This window comes from Mesorhizobium sp. M2A.F.Ca.ET.046.03.2.1 (genome assembly GCF_003952425.1).
Classification (GTDB): domain Bacteria; phylum Pseudomonadota; class Alphaproteobacteria; order Rhizobiales; family Rhizobiaceae; genus Mesorhizobium.
The window spans coordinates 4,250,478-4,265,856 of the sequence record NZ_CP034449.1 but is presented as its reverse complement, the minus strand read 5'-3'; the positions used below and the strand labels follow the sequence as shown (position 1 = coordinate 4,265,856).

The following is a 15,379-nucleotide window of genomic DNA, read 5'->3' as shown; positions in this document are numbered from 1 at the left end:
CTCTAGCAATTCCAGGAAAAGTGCCTTGCGGTTTTCCGTCCGGAATTGCGTAAAACTGAGTTAATTTACCGCTTCGAACCGTCCGGCGCTGATGGTCAGCGGACCGATCTGGGTCCCGACCGTGGCGCGGATCGGGGCATATACGCCGGATTGACCGACCGGTGCAAACGTCACCAGCATGCGGCTCTTGTTCTTGAGGTAGTTCAGTGCCTTGCGTCCCTTGCGATAGCCCGCCACCGGCTCGAATCCCATCTTGCAGGTCACCGTGTCGCCCTTGTAGCCCGGCACCGCGATCGAGCCCCTGGAGGCATAGGTCAGTGTCAGGTCGGCGCGCATCTCGCCATCATAGAACTTGACCGTGCGTCCGCAGACCTTGTCCAGGCTGTCGGCATGGATGACGGTCGCGGCCATCGGATCGAGCACCGATTTCAGGTCTCCGTCGCCGATCGGCACCCAGCTCTTCGGATCGCGCTTGCCTGGAGCGGGAACGACTTGCGTGGAGGAGACCGCCCCGTTGCTGAAGCGGATGTCGACCATGGAGGACTTCTTACCGGACGTATAATCGGCCCTGAACACCTGCGGCGTCATCCGCTTGTCGGAAATGATGCCTTTCGACGAAATCGTGCCTTTCGTGTCGTCGAACAGCCTGCCGAGCCCGGCGGCGGAGACAGTGCCGTTGATGGCGTAGGTATCGCCCACATAGCGGCTGGAAAAGGTGGCCCTGGCGATCGAAAGGCCGAGGTAGGACACCGTATATTCGCCCTTGAAGGACTGTGGCGAGGGGGCGGCGAAGCTTGTTGCCGGCACGGCAAGGGCAAGAAGGGTGGCGAATGCATGAGATGGACGGAGCATGGCGGCTGGCGAATCCCTGGCGGTTCGGCCAGAACGCAACGGCTCCAGCCTGGCGTGTCCCTTCGCGAACGGCTTATAGTATGAAATCCGGCCTTTATATGGAGCGCGCCCGACGGCAGGCGACGTGCCGGAGCTTGACGCAATGGCGAAATGCCACTATGGAACGCCAACTTTTCCAAAGGCCGCCTGACTGAGACCGCGCGCCGCCTGGCGCGGGCAGAATGGTTTGGCAGGTTTAGAAACTGAAGGTTAGACAAATGTCCCGCACCTGCGAACTCACTGCCAAGGCAGTCCAGACCGGCAACAATGTGAGCCACGCCAACAACAAGACCAAGCGTCGCTTCCTGCCGAACCTGGTCAATGTGACGCTGATTTCCGAAGCGCTGAACCAGAACGTTCGGCTGCGCATTTCGGCCAACGCGCTGCGTTCGGTCGAGCATCGCGGTGGCCTCGACGCCTTCCTGGTGAAGGCGGACGTCAAGGAATTGTCGCAGCGCGCTCGTCTGCTGAAGAAGCAGATCGCCAAGAAGCTTGCCGAGCAGTCCGCCGCTTAAGTAGCTTTCGGGCACGACGACCGCCTCGGGCACCGGCCAGACCGGTGCTCGGATATGAGCGAGCGTCGCCTTGACGCTCGGCTGGTTCCATTACCCAGGATAAAAAAATGAATTTCCTGACGCGATACCTGCCCTTCGTGGCCGCCATGGCGCTTGTCGTCGTGGCGTCGAATATCCTCGTGCAGTTCCCGATGCAGGGCCAGGTCGGCGGCCTGTCGCTGGCAGACCTGCTGACCTGGGGCGCCTTCACCTATCCCTTCTCCTTCCTGGTCACCGACCTAGCCAACCGCCGCTACGGCCCGGCCGTGGCGCGCAAGGTGGTGTTCGTGGGTTTCATGACTGCGGTGACCTGCTCGATCCTGGTCCCGCCCTTCCTGTTCCGTCATGGCCTGATCGAGTTCGAGACCGCCGCCGATCGGTTGGTGCGCATCGCGGCCGCTTCCGGCGCCGCCTTCCTCACCGCGCAATTGCTCGACGTCACCGTCTTCAACCAGCTGCGCCGGCAGAGCTGGTGGCGCGCGCCGATCGTCGGCACGCTGGTCGGCTCGGTGTTCGACACGCTCGTCTTCTTCGGCGTCGCCTTTTCCGCCGCCTTCGCCTTTGCCGGCCCCAATGACAGTTTCGCGCTGGAGGCCGCGCCGCTAATGGGCATGCTGCCGGTCGAGACGATGCGCTGGGTCTCCTGGGCGCTTGGCGACCTTTCGGTCAAGCTCATCATCGCCGTCGTGGCGCTGATCCCCTACCGGCTGCTCGCCGCGCGCTGGAGCCAGCCGGCGGTCGCCGTCGGAGCATGATCCCAAAAAGTGGGACTCGGTTTTTGGAAAAGATCATGCTCAAGCCAAAAGACAGGCCGTGATCCCCTGGGTTCAGCTTGATTCCGCCCGCACGCCCGATGGCGGCCAGGAACTGCGCCTGAAGCAGCGCGGCACTGAATTCTCGATCATGCTCGGCACCAACGAGCTGATGAACAGCCGCCTCAGCGGCTCCGAGGAGGCGCTCGCCAGGCTTTCCTGCGAGCGGATCGCCGGCCGCAAGCGGCCGGAGATCCTCATCGGCGGGCTCGGCATGGGCTTCACCTTGCGCGCCGCTCTCGCCGCGCTCGATGGCGATGCCGCCGTCACTGTCGCCGAGCTTGTCCCCGCGGTCGTTGGCTGGGCGCGTGGGCCGATGTCGACGATCTTCGGCGGCTGCCTCGAGGATCCTCGAGTCAGCATTCGCGAGGCTGATGTCGGTCAGCTGATAAGGGTGCGGAAAGCCGCTTGGGACGCCATCCTGCTCGACGTCGACAATGGTCCCGAGGGCATCGTCTACAAGGGCAATGACTCGCTCTATGACGCGGCCGGGCTGGCTGCCGCTAGCGCCGCCTTGAAGCCAGGCGGCGTGCTGGCGGTCTGGTCGCAGGGACCGGACGGCGGCTTCACCTGGCGGCTGAAGCAGGCAGGCTTCGCGGTCGAAGAGGTCAACACGCGCGCCCACGGCAAGCGCGGCGCCCGCCATGTTATCTGGGTTGCGACCAACCGGCCCTGACGCTTTCCGTCACAGCTGCGGCGGATTTACGCTTTGTTACGGCCGATCGTGCAGGATCGCGAAAATTCTCCAAGGCTTCGCAACCACCATGACCGTGCAAGGCACCGGTTGGAAAAATCATCTCCTGCTTGCGGCATGCGCCACGCTGGTGGTGTTGACCGTCAACGCGGTTTCCGGCTTCCCAACCCTTGCGAATAATGGCGCGGACAATGACAGCATGCTGCGGCTGGTCGAGGTCCGCGACCTGCTCGCCGGGCAGGGCTGGTTCGATCTCCATCAATACAGGATGGGCACGGCAGGCGGTTTCGTCATGCACTGGTCCCGGCTGGTGGACGCGCCGCTCGCATTGCTTGTCATGGTCTTCGACGCGCTGGGCGCCGGCGCCGCCACCGCCGAACGGGCAGCGCGGATCATCTGGCCGACCACGCTCTACGGACTGACCATATTCGTGCTCATGCGCGCCTCGCGGCGCTTCGCCGGCGCCGACGTCGCGATGCCATCGCTCATCCTGTCGACGGCCGCGCTTTTCTTCCTGATGGTCTACAGCCCCGGCGTGATCGATCACCACAATGTCCAGCTGCTGCTGACGGCGGCCAGCCTTTGGCTTCTGATGGAAGCGCCCTTCTGGCGGCCTGCCGCCCTGCTGTCGGGCATTTGCGCCGGCCTGACGCTCGCTGTCGGCATGGAAACCGCTCCCTATGTGGCGACGCTCGGCATCTGCGCTGCGGTCCTGTTCATCCTCGACGATAAGGAGCACGCCACCGCGCGAGGCTTCGGCCTTGGATTTGCCGGTGTCGCCTTGCTGGTCTTCGTGGCGACCATCCGGCCTTCCGACTGGCGCGTCGCCCAATGCGACGCCTTCTCATCCTTCCAGTTCGCCGTAGCGGCGCTTTCCGGATTTGGCCTCGCGATCGCCTCGACATTGACCGCATCGACGGTTCGGGAACGGTTCGTTTCGATGCTGGCGCTGGCCGCGGTGGTCGCGGTGACTGTGATAGCGGCCTTCCCGCAATGCCTGGCATCGCCCTATGCGGGCATGGACGAGCGCATCCGCACCTTTTGGCTGGCCGACGTGGTCGAAGCGCAGCCCTTCTGGAGCGTCGCCATCCACCAGCCCAAGCTGATGGCGGCGCGCTATGTGACGCCCTTCATCGCGATCCTTCTGATCGGCTTTCAGCTGCGAAGCCGTCGCCTGCGCCGCGAGGAGATGCTTGCCGCCATCCTGCTTGTCGTCGCCTTCGGCGTCAGCCTCTGGCAGGTGCGCGGCTCGACCTTTTCCGTCGCCTTCGCCGTGCTGCCGCTCTCGGCCTGGATCACGCAAATCCGCCTCAGGGCCAGCGCCGCGCCCTCTTGGCGGATCTCCACCGCCATCGTCATGGCGTGGCTGGTCTCGCTCAATGCGACCTGGGCCGGGGTAGCGGTGGCGGCGCAATCCGTGGTCCAGAAGGCACCGCAGCGGGTGAATTCCGATCCCGACCATGCCTTGACCTGCGGCAAGCCGGCCGACTTCCTCGATCTGGCCGTCATGCCGGCGACGACGGTGCTTGCTTCGTCCAATCTCGGCTCGGGGATATTGATGTTCACCGAACACCGGGCGCTGGCTGGCCCTTACCACCGCAATGTCGCCGGCAATCTCGCCATGCTCGATGCTTTCATGGGAACGCCGGAAGCAGCCCGCGCCGTCATCCAGCGCGAGCAGGTGGCATTGGTCGCGATCTGTCGAGGCAACACGGAAGAGATATCGCTGGGCTTGGACGCGCCCAAGGGCCTTGCCGCGGCATTGCTGCGGGGCGACCTGCCGGCATGGCTTGAACTGGACCAGTCGACCGCGGGCAAGCCGATCGAGATCTACAAGGTCCGTTGAATATCGGCTTGCGGCCAAATCAGCACCGTCGCCGGGTGCCTCGCAACGCCCTTGCTTTGCGCCGATGCAACATCACCTCGTGATTGGAAGCCGCGATTGAAGTCAGTCCGTGGATCATTGCAATCCAGCCTGTGCTTTGGTTAGCATTCCGCACGGTCGGCGATATATCTATTCAAGAAATTTGGGTTCGGGGTTCTTCGGATTGGGGAAGGTTATCCATGTCGGTCATAGACGGCGCGGCGGCGCCAGCATCAGCCAGACAAACGCTGCAGCATGTTGTCTCCCACATGGTGGAGGCGGTGAACCGCGCCACCTTCGTGGAAAAGCCGTTCTGGCATCTTGAGATGACGGATATCTTTCCGGCGGACCTCTACCAGCGCATGCGCGCAGCCATGCCGGAGGCGCGCGAATATCGCGCGCTCAAGGGCCGCCACAATGTGAACATCAAGGCCGACGGCACCGCGACGCGGATCAAGATCGACCTTTATCCCGAATATATCCGCCATCTGCCAGCTGAGAAACGGGCCGTCTGGGCCTTGGTCGGCAAGGCATTGCACGCGCCGGAACTGAAGGATGCCTTCATGCGCCGCCTTGCCCCGGGCCTGGAGCGCCGGTTCGGCTCGGATTTCATGAAGGTCGGCATGTATCCGGTGCCGATGCTGACGCGAGACGTGGCGGGCTACAAGATTGGCTTCCACACCGACACGAAATGGAAGGGCATCACGGTCCAGTTCTATTTGCCGGAGGACGACTCGATCAACCATATCGGCACCCGCTTCGCCGAGCGCATGCCGGACGGGCGTTTCGAGAATTCGCACCGGATGTCGTTTTCGCCGAACACGGGCTACGCCTTTGCGGTCGGCACCGACACCTGGCACGCGGTCGACACTGTCGGGCCGGAAGTCCGCACCCGCGACAGCATCCTTCACACCTATTTCGTCGACAACACAGCGACACTCAAGATCCGCAACCGGAGCAAGCGCGCCGCCAATTTCGCGATGAACGAAGTCCGCCACGTCGGCCGGTAATCTCCCAGCGCTCGTGTCTTGTTCAGTCCTGATGCAGGATGAATTCCAAATAGAGGTTGCGCTGCAGGATCGAATGGTTGTCGTCGGATACCAGCGACACCATCAGCGCGCCATCGTCGCGGGTCCAGACGTCGAGCCCTTCCATATTGTCGATCTGGTAGCCCAGATCGGCCTCCATCAGCACCGGCCCGTCGGCGACCGCGCCCTTCTCGACGCTCTCGCCATAGATGCGCCGCAGCCGCATCTTCACCCCGCGCGCGATCGAGAAACTGCGTTCCAGAAGCAGCAGGTCGCCGTCCGGCAGGAAGGCTCCGTCGGTTATGTCGAAATCGCCATTGCGCTTGATGGTGAAGACGCCTTTGTGCGGCCCTTCGATAATGGCGGCGTAGACGTTGCCCGCCTTGTCGAGGCTCCTCTCCGAAACCACGACCAGCCCGCCCGCATGCTGACCGTAAGGGTTGGCATGGGCGACGGTCTCGAAGCCGCGGTTCTGGCGCAACTCGTGGGCGGGAACCAGATAGTCGAGCTGCCGGATCGGCGCTTTCATATTGTCGGGGTCGATCTTGAACTGGGCGACGCGCTGGTCGCGCTCGAAGCCGACGGTTGCGATGCCGTCCTTCACCGCGAGCCCTTCCGCGTCGACCTTCCATTTCCGGTCGATCGGCCGCCCCGAAGCGTCGACCATCTGCTGCATGCGGAAATTCTTGACACCCGAGGGTCGCTTGCCGGCGTCATGCGCGATCGTGCCGAAGAACCAGAAGCCGGTGTCGGCGACCCCGATGAAGTCGCTGCCCGGCTTCAAGAAACGAAGCGCCGACAGCGCGCCGAAATCGCGCGCCGGCGAGGTCATCTCCAGCCCGCCGACGAATTCGAACGGCCCGAACCGCGTCTCGTCATGGCCGATTTGGAACTGGGTGATCGGCCGCGCTGAAATCTCGACGGTCTCGACGGGAGCTCTCTGGGCGGCAATGGCCGGCGAGGCGCAGATCAGCACGCAGGCGAAGAGCGTCCGCCGCGCACGCCGCCCCGAAAACATCATCCGGCGCGCCGCAACCCGCCGCGGCGCGTGTCGCGCGCGCTTTCCTCGCCGAACAGCGAGGCGAGCTGCTCGGTCATGGCCCCGGCCAGTTCCTCGGCGTCGACGATGGTGACGGCGCGGCGGTAGTAGCGCGTGACGTCGTGGCCGATGCCGATGGCCAAAAGCTCGACCGGCGAACGCGTCTCGATCAGCTCGATGACCGCCCGCAGATGCCGCTCCAGATAATTGCCCGGATTGACCGAGAGGGTGGAATCGTCGACCGGCGCGCCGTCCGAGATCATCATCAGGATCTTGCGCTGCTCGGGCCGGCCGATCAGCCGGTTATGCGCCCAAAGCAGCGCCTCGCCGTCGATGTTTTCCTTGAGCAGGCCCTCACGCATCATCAGCCCGAGATTGCGCCGGGCGCGCCGCCATGGATGATCGGCGGACTTGTAGATGATGTGGCGCAGGTCGTTAAGCCGGCCGGGATTCGGCGGCTTGCCGTCCTTCAGCCATTTCTCGCGCGCTTGCCCGCCCTTCCAAGCGCGGGTGGTGAAGCCGAGGATCTCGACCGAGACGCCGCAGCGCTCCAGCGTGCGCGCCAGGATGTCGGCGCAGGTCGCCGCGACGGTGATCGGCCGGCCGCGCATCGAACCCGAATTGTCGAGCACCAGCGACACCACCGTGTCACGGAACTTGGTGTCGCGCTCCTGCTTGAAGGACAGCGGCTGCATCGGATCGATGACGACACGCACGAGGCGCGCCGGATCGAGATAGCCTTCCTCAAGATCGAAATCCCAGGAGCGGTTCTGCTGCGCCATCAGCCGGCGCTGCAGCCGGTTGGCCAACCGCCCGACAACGCCGGACAGGTTGGCAAGCTGCTTGTCAAGGAAGGCGCGCAGCCGGTCGAGCTCCTCTTCCTCGCAAAGGTCCTCGGCCCCCACCGTCTCGTCGAAGGCGGTGGTGAAGACCTTGTAGTCGATCTCCTTCGGCAGGTTGAGGAACGGGTTGTCGTTGCGCTTGGCCTCGCCGGGCGTCTCAGCGTCGGAATCGTCCTCGTCCGAGAGGTCGTCCGATGTGGCGTCGGTCGCTTCCGTCTCGGCCGACTCTTCCTCGTCGGCTGAAGCTTCGGCCTCTTCCGACTGCGACTGCTCGGAGCCTGAATCCTCCTCGCCGCCTTCCTCGCTCTGTTCGTCTCCCTGCTGCTCGTTCTCTTCGTTTTCCTCGGAGTCGTCGGTTACCTGGTCGTCGCCGAGTTCCTCGGCCATCTCCATGGAAACCAGCATGTCGCGCACGACGCGGGCAAAGGCCTGCTGGTCCTCCAGCTTGGCCGACAGGCCGTCGAGGTCGCCGCCCGCCTTTTCCTCGACCCAGGGGCGCCAGAGATCGACGAGCCGCTCGGCGCTCTTCGGGATCGCGCGGCCGGTGAGTTTTTCGCGCACGATCAGCGCGATCGCTTCCTCCAGCGGCGCGTCGGCCTTGTCCCTGACGTCGACGAGGTTGGCCTTGGCGTATTTGTCCTCGAGCATCGAGCCGATATTGTCGGCCACGCCCTGCATGGCGCGGCTGCCGATCGCCTCGACGCGCGCCTGCTCGACGGCGTCGAAGATGGACCGCGCCAGCTTGCCTTCCGGCGCCAGCTTGTTGTGGATGCGCTGATCGTGGCAGGCGCGCTTCAGCGCCATGGAATCGCCGATGCCGCGGGTGATCGCGATGTCGTTGCGGGAGGCCTTCTTCGGCAGCTCGGGCAGCCGGGCTCGGTTGCCGGCCAGCGCCGGCCGGTCCTTGGCGAAGCCGACCTCGAGATCCTTGTCGCCGGCGACGGCGCGCATGCAGACCGTCACGGCGCGCTTGAAGCTGTCCGCTTCAGACCCGTTCTTCGGCTTGTTGCGCGTGTTGTCGCCCGGACCCGCCATTGATCATTCCCTGCGCGTTTTCGTGCTGAACGGCCGGAGGCCTTTCAGCTGCGCGCCTAGCCCAGCACCACGTTGGCAGCGCTCTCCGGCAGGTCCTCGCCGAAGGCGCGCTGGTAGAACTCGGCCACCACCGAACGCTCCAGCTCGTCGCATTTGTTGAGGAAGGTCAGCCGGAACGCCATGCCGATATCGCCGAAGATCTCGGCGTTCTCGGCCCAGGTGATGACGGTGCGCGGGCTCATCACGGTCGACAGGTCGCCATTGATGAAGGCCGAGCGCGTCATGTCGGCGACGCGCACCATCTTGTTGACGATGTCCCTGCCCTTGTTGTCGCGGTAGTGCTTGGCCTTGGCCAGCACGATGTTCACCTCATTGTCGTGCGGCAGGTAGTTGAGCGTGGTGACGATCGACCAGCGGTCCATCTGCGCCTGGTTGATCTGCTGCGTGCCGTGATAGAGGCCGGTGGTGTCGCCGAGACCGACCGTGTTGGCGGTGGCGAACAGCCGGAAAGCCGGATGTGGGCGGATGACGCGGCTCTGGTCGAGCAGAGTGAGCCGCCCCGACGATTCCAGCACGCGCTGGATAACGAACATCACGTCCGGTCGCCCGGCGTCATACTCGTCGAAGCAGAGCGCGACATTGTGCTGATAGGCCCAGGGCAGGATGCCGTCGCGGAACTCGGTGACCTGCAGGCCTTCCTTGACCACGATGGCGTCCTTGCCGACGAGGTCGATACGGCTGACATGGCTGTCGAGGTTGACGCGCACGCAGGGCCAGTTGAGCCGCGCCGCCACCTGCTCGATATGCGTCGACTTGCCGGTGCCGTGATAGCCCGACACCATCACGCGGCGGTTGTAAGCAAAGCCGGCGAGGATCGCCAATGTCGTCGCCTTGTCGAACAGATAGTCCGGGTCGATGTCCGGGACATGCTCTGTCGCCGCCGAATAGGCGGGAACGACCATCTTGGACTCGAAACCGAATTTCTCCTTCACCGACACCGTCGTGTCGGGCAGGTTGGCGATGTCGCGATCGACCTTGTTCATCTCTATCAACGTCTCCACGGGCGAAACGCCGCGTTTCGCCGGCAATCGATTTTGTCCGGGGGCGGTCTTAGAGCCTTTTCCAACGTTATGAAAGTTGGAAAAGACTTGGGACCGTAGGGCCGCTCAGCACAATCCTGCCTGCTTGAGCACGCGATAGGCCTGCAGCACATCGCGGAACCGGTCTTCCGAACCTCTGTCTCCGCCATTCGCATCCGGATGGTGGCGCTTAACCAGTTCCTTATAACGCGCCTTGATGTCCTGACCAGTCGCCTTTGTATCAAGGCCAAGCGTTTCCAGCGCCTTGGCCTCAAGCGGTTTTGCCTTGCGTTCGCGCGGCTCGCGCGCGCCTGAGCCGAACAGGTTGAACGGGTCGCGCATGCGGTTGTAGTAGCCGGCGCGTCCCGAGCGCTGCTGCGCGAAATCCGGCGCCGAGCGCGTCCCGCCGCCATTGGCGCCCATGCGCCAGGTCGGCCTGTGACCGGTCAGCGCCTCTTTCTGGAAGCGGGCGATCTCGCTGTCCGACACGCCGGAGAAGTAGTTGAAGCCCTTGTTGTATTCGCGCACATGATCGAAGCAGAAGCGGAAATACTCGCCCTCCTTGAGCCGCCCGACCGGCGCCCGGTGCGTGCCGGCCTCGTTGCAGCCGTCCCACTGGCAGACCGGCGCGCGCGACTTCAGCTCCGCGTCCTTTTCCGGCCGGATCCGGATTTTCTCGAAATATTTGGGATACGCTTTCATCTCACCCATTTATGGGCTGTTCGCATGTGCGAAACAAGAATTGACATTTCGCCGATGATCGCCCTAACCGCTGAATCGCGGCTTAAAAGCGGTCGAAATACAAGATTTTGCGGCTGTGCCGCATATGTGGTGAAGGGAAGCCCTGATGTCCATACAGGCCAAGATGGAAGACAAGCTGAAAGCGGCATTTTCGCCCGAACGGCTCGCCGTCATCAATGAAAGCCACCTTCATGCAGGCCATCACCATGTCGAGTCCGGCCATCACGGGACGTTCGACGGCACCGGCGAGACACATTTCCGCGTCCGCATTGTCTCGCCGAGTTTTGCCGGCATGAGCCGCATCGACCGCCACCGCGCCGTCAACCAACTGCTTGCCGACGAACTGAAGGCAGGCGTGCACGCGCTGGCGATCGAGCCGGCCGCACCCGGCGAGAAGACGCGCTGGTAATCAGGCCACCGTCGCCTTCAGGAAGGCCAGCACCGCCGCGGTCAAGGCGTCGCCATCCTCGCCGAAATCGCCATTGATCGACATATGCGTATAGGCGCTGCCGTCGAACAGCGTGACCTCGGTGCCAGTGGCGCGCAGGCGCTCGGCGAAAGCTTTCGACTCCTCGCCTCGCCCGGGCGCGCGCGAATAGGCGATGAAGGTCGGCGGATGCTTCCTGCCGTCGACATAGCTCGACGGCGACAGCGCCGCCCATTGTTTCGGGTCGGAGAAGACACGCGCATAGGCGCGCACCATGCCGCCATTTCTCGAAAGCGCGGCAAGATCGTAGGCCCTTGTGTCGTCCAGGATCAGCGCGGCGACGCCCGGCAACCCTCCGCGCATGCCGGTCAGCGCAACCAGATGGCAGCCGGCCGAATGGCCCATGCCGACGATGCGGTCCGGATCGCCGCCATATCGGGCGATGTTCGCGCGCACATAGGCATAGGCCTTTTCGACATCGCCGGCCTGGGTGGCGACATCCGCTTCCGGCAGCATGCGGTAGTCGATCGAGACGAACAAGAAGCCATTGGCGAGCAGGAAGTCCGGCTTTGAGCCGACCTGGCTGCGCTTGCCGAACCGCCAGGCGCCGCCATGGACGAAGAAGACCACCGGCAGGTTCTTCGCGCCGGCCGGCGCGTAGATGTCGAGCTTGGCCGGACCGTAATCGATGGTTCGCGGTTCCGGCTGGCCCGGACGCCCAGCGGCTGACGCGCCCGGCGGCAACAGCGCCGCCATGGCTGCCACGATGAAGCTGCGTCGATTGATCATCGTCATCTCCGGCCAGGTTCTGTCGCGGCGGGCACGGATGCTCGCCACGCGCCTCGTTTACGAACCAAAAATGACAACTTTCGGTGCGAAACCAAATCCACTCCTTGACCGTCCGCTGGCAATCACCACGTATGTTCATAGGCGAGCATTTAAGGCCGAATCGGGGTGTCCCGAAGGCTAATGTCGGGGTGCATTGTGCGCTCTTCCTTCACGTGAAGGGAACCACAATGCTTTCCGGTGGTTGATGAAGCGATGAGCCGATTGGCAGCCTATCGGCTCCGAGGCAAAGCATCATGCGCGAGAACCAATCCGACGTCTTCGATCTGTTTTCGGAGATCTATTCCAATGCGGCACAGGAAGAGATCAGCCTTCAGCAATATCTGCTGGCCTGCCGCGAGGACAAATCCATGTACGCCTCGGCGCCGGAGCGCATGGTCGAGGCGATCGGCGAGCCGAATCTGGTCGACACCAGCAAGGACGAGCGGCTCGGCCGCATTTTCTCCAACCGCACCATCAAGATCTATCCTTCCTTTTCCGACTTCTACGGAATGGAGGATACGATCGAGCGCATCGCCGGATATTTCCGCTACGCCTCGCAAGGCCTCGAGGAGCGCAAGCAGATCCTCTATCTTCTCGGCCCGGTCGGCGGCGGCAAATCCTCGCTAGCCGAACGGCTGAAGAAGCTGATGGAAGAGCGGCCGATCTACACGCTCAAGGTCGGCAACCAGATCAGCCCGATCTTCGAATCGCCGCTGGGCCTCTTTCATCCCGACCGGATGGGCGATCTGCTGGAGGACAAATACGGCATCGCCCGCCGCCGCCTGAACGGACTGATCTCGCCCTGGGCGGCCAAGCGCCTGGATGAGCTGAAGGGCGACATCTCGAAATTCAGCGTCGTCAAGCTGATGCCGTCGCGGCTGCGCCAGATCTCCATCGCCAAGACCGAGCCCGGCGACGAGAACAATCAGGATGTCTCGGCGCTGGTAGGCAAGGTCGACATCAGGCAGTTGGAGCACTTCAGCCAGTCCGACCCGGACGCTTATTCCTACAGCGGCGGCCTGAACCGGACGACGCAAGGCCTGCTCGAATTCGTCGAGATGTTCAAGGCGCCGATCAAGGTCCTGCACCCGCTGCTGACCGCCACCCAGGAAGGCAGCTACAACGGCACCGAGAATTTCGGCGCCTTCCCCTATCAGGGCATCGTCGTCGCCCATTCCAATGAATCGGAATGGCAGCAGTTCAAGAACAACAAGAACAATGAGGCGTTCCTCGACCGCATCCTCGTGGTCAAGGTGCCCTATTGCCTGCGCATCACAGAGGAGCGGCAGATCTACGAGAAGCTGCTGCGCGAAAGCGAGCTGGCGAACAGTCCTTGCGCGCCCGAGGTGCTGGACATCCTCAGCCGCTTCACCGTCTCGACGCGCCTTGCCGAGCACGAGAACTCGCCGCTCTACACCAAGATGCGCGCCTATGACGGCGAGAACCTCAAGGAGATCGACCCGAAGGCGAAGTCCGTCCAGGAATATCGCGATGCCGCCGGCGTCGACGAGGGCATGACCGGGGTCAGCACGCGTTTCGCCTTCAAGATCCTGTCGCAGACCTTCAACTACGACACCAAGGAAGTGGCCGCCGATCCCGTCCACCTGATGTACATCCTCGAAGAGGCGATCAAGCGCGAGCAATTCCCGAAGGAAACGGAGGCTGCCTATCTCGAGTTCATCAAGTCGGAACTCGCCAGCCGCTATGCCGAGTTCATCGGCCACGAGATCCAGAAAGCCTATCTGGAATCCTACAGCGAATATGGCCAGAACCTCTTCGACCGCTACATCGCTTATGCCGATGCCTGGATCGAGGATCAGGACTACAAGGACCCCGACACCGGCCAGATCCTCAACCGCGAGGTTCTTGAGAAGGAGCTGTCGCAGGTCGAAAAGCCGGCCGGCATCGCCAACCCCAAGGACTTCCGCAACGAAGTGGTCAAATTCACCTTGCGCGCCCGGGCGCGCAACCATGGCCGCAATCCTTCCTGGACGAGCTACGAAAAGCTCCGCGAGGTTATCGAGAAGCGCATGTTCGGCCAGGTCGAGGACCTGTTGCCGGTGATCAGCTTCGGCTCCAAGCAGGACAGCGTCACGGAGAAGCGGCACAATGAATTCGTGCAGCGCATGGTGGAGCGCGGCTATACCCAGCGGCAGGTGCGCCGATTGGTCGACTGGTACATGCGCGTGAACAAGGCGGGTTGAGGAACGCCGGAACGGTGCCATGCCGATCTTCATCGACCGCCGTCTGAACCCGAAAGACAAGAGCCTTGGCAATCGCCAGCGCTTCCTCAGGCGCGCCCGCGAGGATCTCAAGCGCAGCATCCGCGACAAGGTCCGCACCGGCGGCATCGCCGATCTCGACCGCGAACACGCCGTGCCGATGCCGCGCAAGGGCACCGACGAACCGAGCTTCGGCGACGACAGGCAAAGCGGCCGGCGCCAGCACATCCTGCCCGGCAACAAGACGTTCAGCCCTGGCGATCTCATCGACAAGCCTGGCGGCGGCGGAGGCTACGGATCGGCTCCGGGGACTACGGAATCCGAAGACGACTTCCGCTTCGTGCTGTCGCGCGAAGAGGTGCTCGACCTTTTCTTCGAGGACCTCGAACTGCCGGATCTGGTCAAGCTCAACCTCAAGCAGATATTGAGCTTCAAGCCGAGGCGGGCAGGCTTCGCCGCGAGCGGGGCGCCGACCAACATCAATGTCGGACGCACAATGCGCAACAGCCACGGCCGCCGCATCGCGCTGAGACGACCCAAGCAGGCGGAGCTGGACGAAATCGCCCGGCAGATCGCCGAGCTGGAAGCGAAGCCGGCAAGCGCCGCTGTGCGCGAACGCATCACGGCGCTGCGCGAAGAGCTTGATCGGCTCGAACGCCGGCGCAGGCGGATTGCCTATGTCGACCCGGTCGACATCCGTTTCAACCGCTTCGATCCCCAGCCCGTGCCCAATGCGAACGCGGTCATGTTCTGCCTGATGGACGTCTCAGGTTCGATGGGAGAGCGCGAGAAGGATCTGGCCAAACGCTTCTTCGTGCTGCTGCATCTCTTCCTGACGCGCCGCTACGACCGCATCGAGGTCGTCTTCATCCGCCATACCCACCAGGCCAAGGAGGTGGACGAGCAGACGTTCTTCTACCACACCGAAAGCGGCGGCACGGTCGTCTCCACCGCGCTCGAGGAAATGCACCGCATCATCGAAGAACGCTATCCGGTCGCCCAGTGGAACATCTACGCCGCCCAGGCCTCAGACGGCGACAACTTCGCCACCGACTCCGAGCGCTGCATCGAACTGCTCGACCGCAAGCTCATGCGGCTTTGCCAGTATTTCGCCTATGTGGAGATCATCGACGAGCGGGAAAGCCATATCTTCGGCTCGACCGAGAACGGCACGTCGCTTTGGCGCGCCTACAACGCCGTCGACGGCAAATGGCCGAACTTCCAGATGAGGCGCATTGCCGCGCCGGCCGATATTTACCCGGTCTTCCGCGAGCTCTTCGCCAGGCAACCCGCCCTGCGCAAGAGCGCTTGAGGGGCTTCTGC

General features: G+C 63.4%; 14 protein-coding genes. 8 read left to right on the top strand and 6 right to left on the bottom strand.

Features of this window, described 5'->3' with window-relative positions; translation table 11 throughout:
- Positions 1–60: 60 nt before the first annotated feature.
- Complete coding sequence (locus EJ072_RS20335) at positions 61–852, bottom strand: DUF3108 domain-containing protein (RefSeq protein ID WP_126081002.1); 792 nt, start codon at positions 850–852, stop codon at positions 61–63.
- 257 nt (positions 853–1,109) lie between these two features.
- Here EJ072_RS20335 and rpmB point away from each other — a divergent pair, with 257 nt between their 5' ends.
- From rpmB to EJ072_RS20310, 5 genes are all read left to right on the top strand, one after another.
- On the top strand, positions 1,110–1,406 hold the full coding sequence (rpmB, locus tag EJ072_RS20330; protein ID WP_040989302.1) for a 50S ribosomal protein L28: 297 nt from the start codon (positions 1,110–1,112) through the stop codon (positions 1,404–1,406).
- Between the two features lie 107 nt (positions 1,407–1,513).
- The gene (locus tag EJ072_RS20325; protein ID WP_126081001.1) at positions 1,514–2,200 is read left to right on the top strand and encodes a queuosine precursor transporter; all 687 of its coding nucleotides are present in this window, start codon (positions 1,514–1,516) and stop codon (positions 2,198–2,200) included.
- A gap of 58 nt (positions 2,201–2,258) precedes the next feature.
- On the top strand, positions 2,259–2,933 hold the full coding sequence (locus EJ072_RS20320; protein WP_126081000.1) for a hypothetical protein: 675 nt from the start codon (positions 2,259–2,261) through the stop codon (positions 2,931–2,933).
- A gap of 88 nt (positions 2,934–3,021) precedes the next feature.
- A complete protein-coding gene (locus tag EJ072_RS20315) occupies positions 3,022–4,797 on the top strand; it encodes a GtrA family protein (protein ID WP_126080999.1) in 1,776 nt (591 codons plus the stop codon).
- A 218-nt stretch (positions 4,798–5,015) separates the two neighbouring features.
- Positions 5,016–5,825, top strand: coding sequence for a hypothetical protein (locus EJ072_RS20310; protein WP_126080998.1), 810 nt, complete (start codon positions 5,016–5,018; stop codon positions 5,823–5,825).
- Between the two features lie 22 nt (positions 5,826–5,847).
- Here EJ072_RS20310 and EJ072_RS20305 read toward each other — a convergent pair whose 3' ends face one another.
- The 4 genes from EJ072_RS20305 to EJ072_RS20290 all read right to left on the bottom strand — a co-directional run bounded on the left by EJ072_RS20305 (position 5,848) and on the right by EJ072_RS20290 (position 10,549).
- Positions 5,848–6,864, bottom strand: a complete 1,017-nt coding sequence (locus EJ072_RS20305; protein ID WP_189343058.1) for an esterase-like activity of phytase family protein — start codon at positions 6,862–6,864, stop codon at positions 5,848–5,850.
- On the bottom strand, positions 6,861–8,759 hold the full coding sequence (gene cobT, locus EJ072_RS20300; RefSeq protein WP_126080997.1) for a cobaltochelatase subunit CobT: 1,899 nt from the start codon (positions 8,757–8,759) through the stop codon (positions 6,861–6,863). Before cobT ends, EJ072_RS20305 begins: the two co-directional genes overlap by 4 nt.
- Positions 8,760–8,815: 56 nt before the next feature.
- Positions 8,816–9,802: a cobaltochelatase subunit CobS gene (gene cobS, locus EJ072_RS20295; protein WP_126064171.1), complete on the bottom strand. Its 987-nt coding sequence runs from the start codon at positions 9,800–9,802 to the stop codon at positions 8,816–8,818.
- Positions 9,803–9,925: 123 nt separating this feature from the next.
- Positions 9,926–10,549: a J domain-containing protein gene (locus EJ072_RS20290; RefSeq protein WP_042643766.1), complete on the bottom strand. Its 624-nt coding sequence runs from the start codon at positions 10,547–10,549 to the stop codon at positions 9,926–9,928.
- Positions 10,550–10,685: 136 nt separating this feature from the next.
- Between EJ072_RS20290 and EJ072_RS20285 the strand changes: the two genes are divergently transcribed.
- Positions 10,686–10,988 carry a BolA family protein gene (locus EJ072_RS20285; RefSeq protein WP_126080996.1) on the top strand — a complete coding sequence of 101 codons (303 nt, stop codon included), beginning with the start codon at positions 10,686–10,688 and terminating at the stop codon, positions 10,986–10,988.
- Here the strand turns inward: EJ072_RS20285 and EJ072_RS20280 are convergent, their stop codons facing one another.
- Positions 10,989–11,795, bottom strand: a complete 807-nt coding sequence (locus EJ072_RS20280; protein ID WP_126080995.1) for an alpha/beta hydrolase — start codon at positions 11,793–11,795, stop codon at positions 10,989–10,991. It abuts the gene before it with no gap.
- 293 nt (positions 11,796–12,088) lie between these two features.
- On the opposite strand from EJ072_RS20280, the gene EJ072_RS20275 reads away from it, so the two are divergent.
- Both EJ072_RS20275 and EJ072_RS20270 read left to right on the top strand, forming a co-directional pair.
- Positions 12,089–14,038 carry a PrkA family serine protein kinase gene (locus EJ072_RS20275; RefSeq protein ID WP_042643762.1) on the top strand — a complete coding sequence of 650 codons (1,950 nt, stop codon included), beginning with the start codon at positions 12,089–12,091 and terminating at the stop codon, positions 14,036–14,038.
- Positions 14,039–14,057: 19 nt separating this feature from the next.
- On the top strand, positions 14,058–15,368 hold the full coding sequence (locus EJ072_RS20270) for a YeaH/YhbH family protein (protein WP_126080994.1): 1,311 nt from the start codon (positions 14,058–14,060) through the stop codon (positions 15,366–15,368).
- The last annotated feature ends 11 nt before the right edge of the window (positions 15,369–15,379 follow it).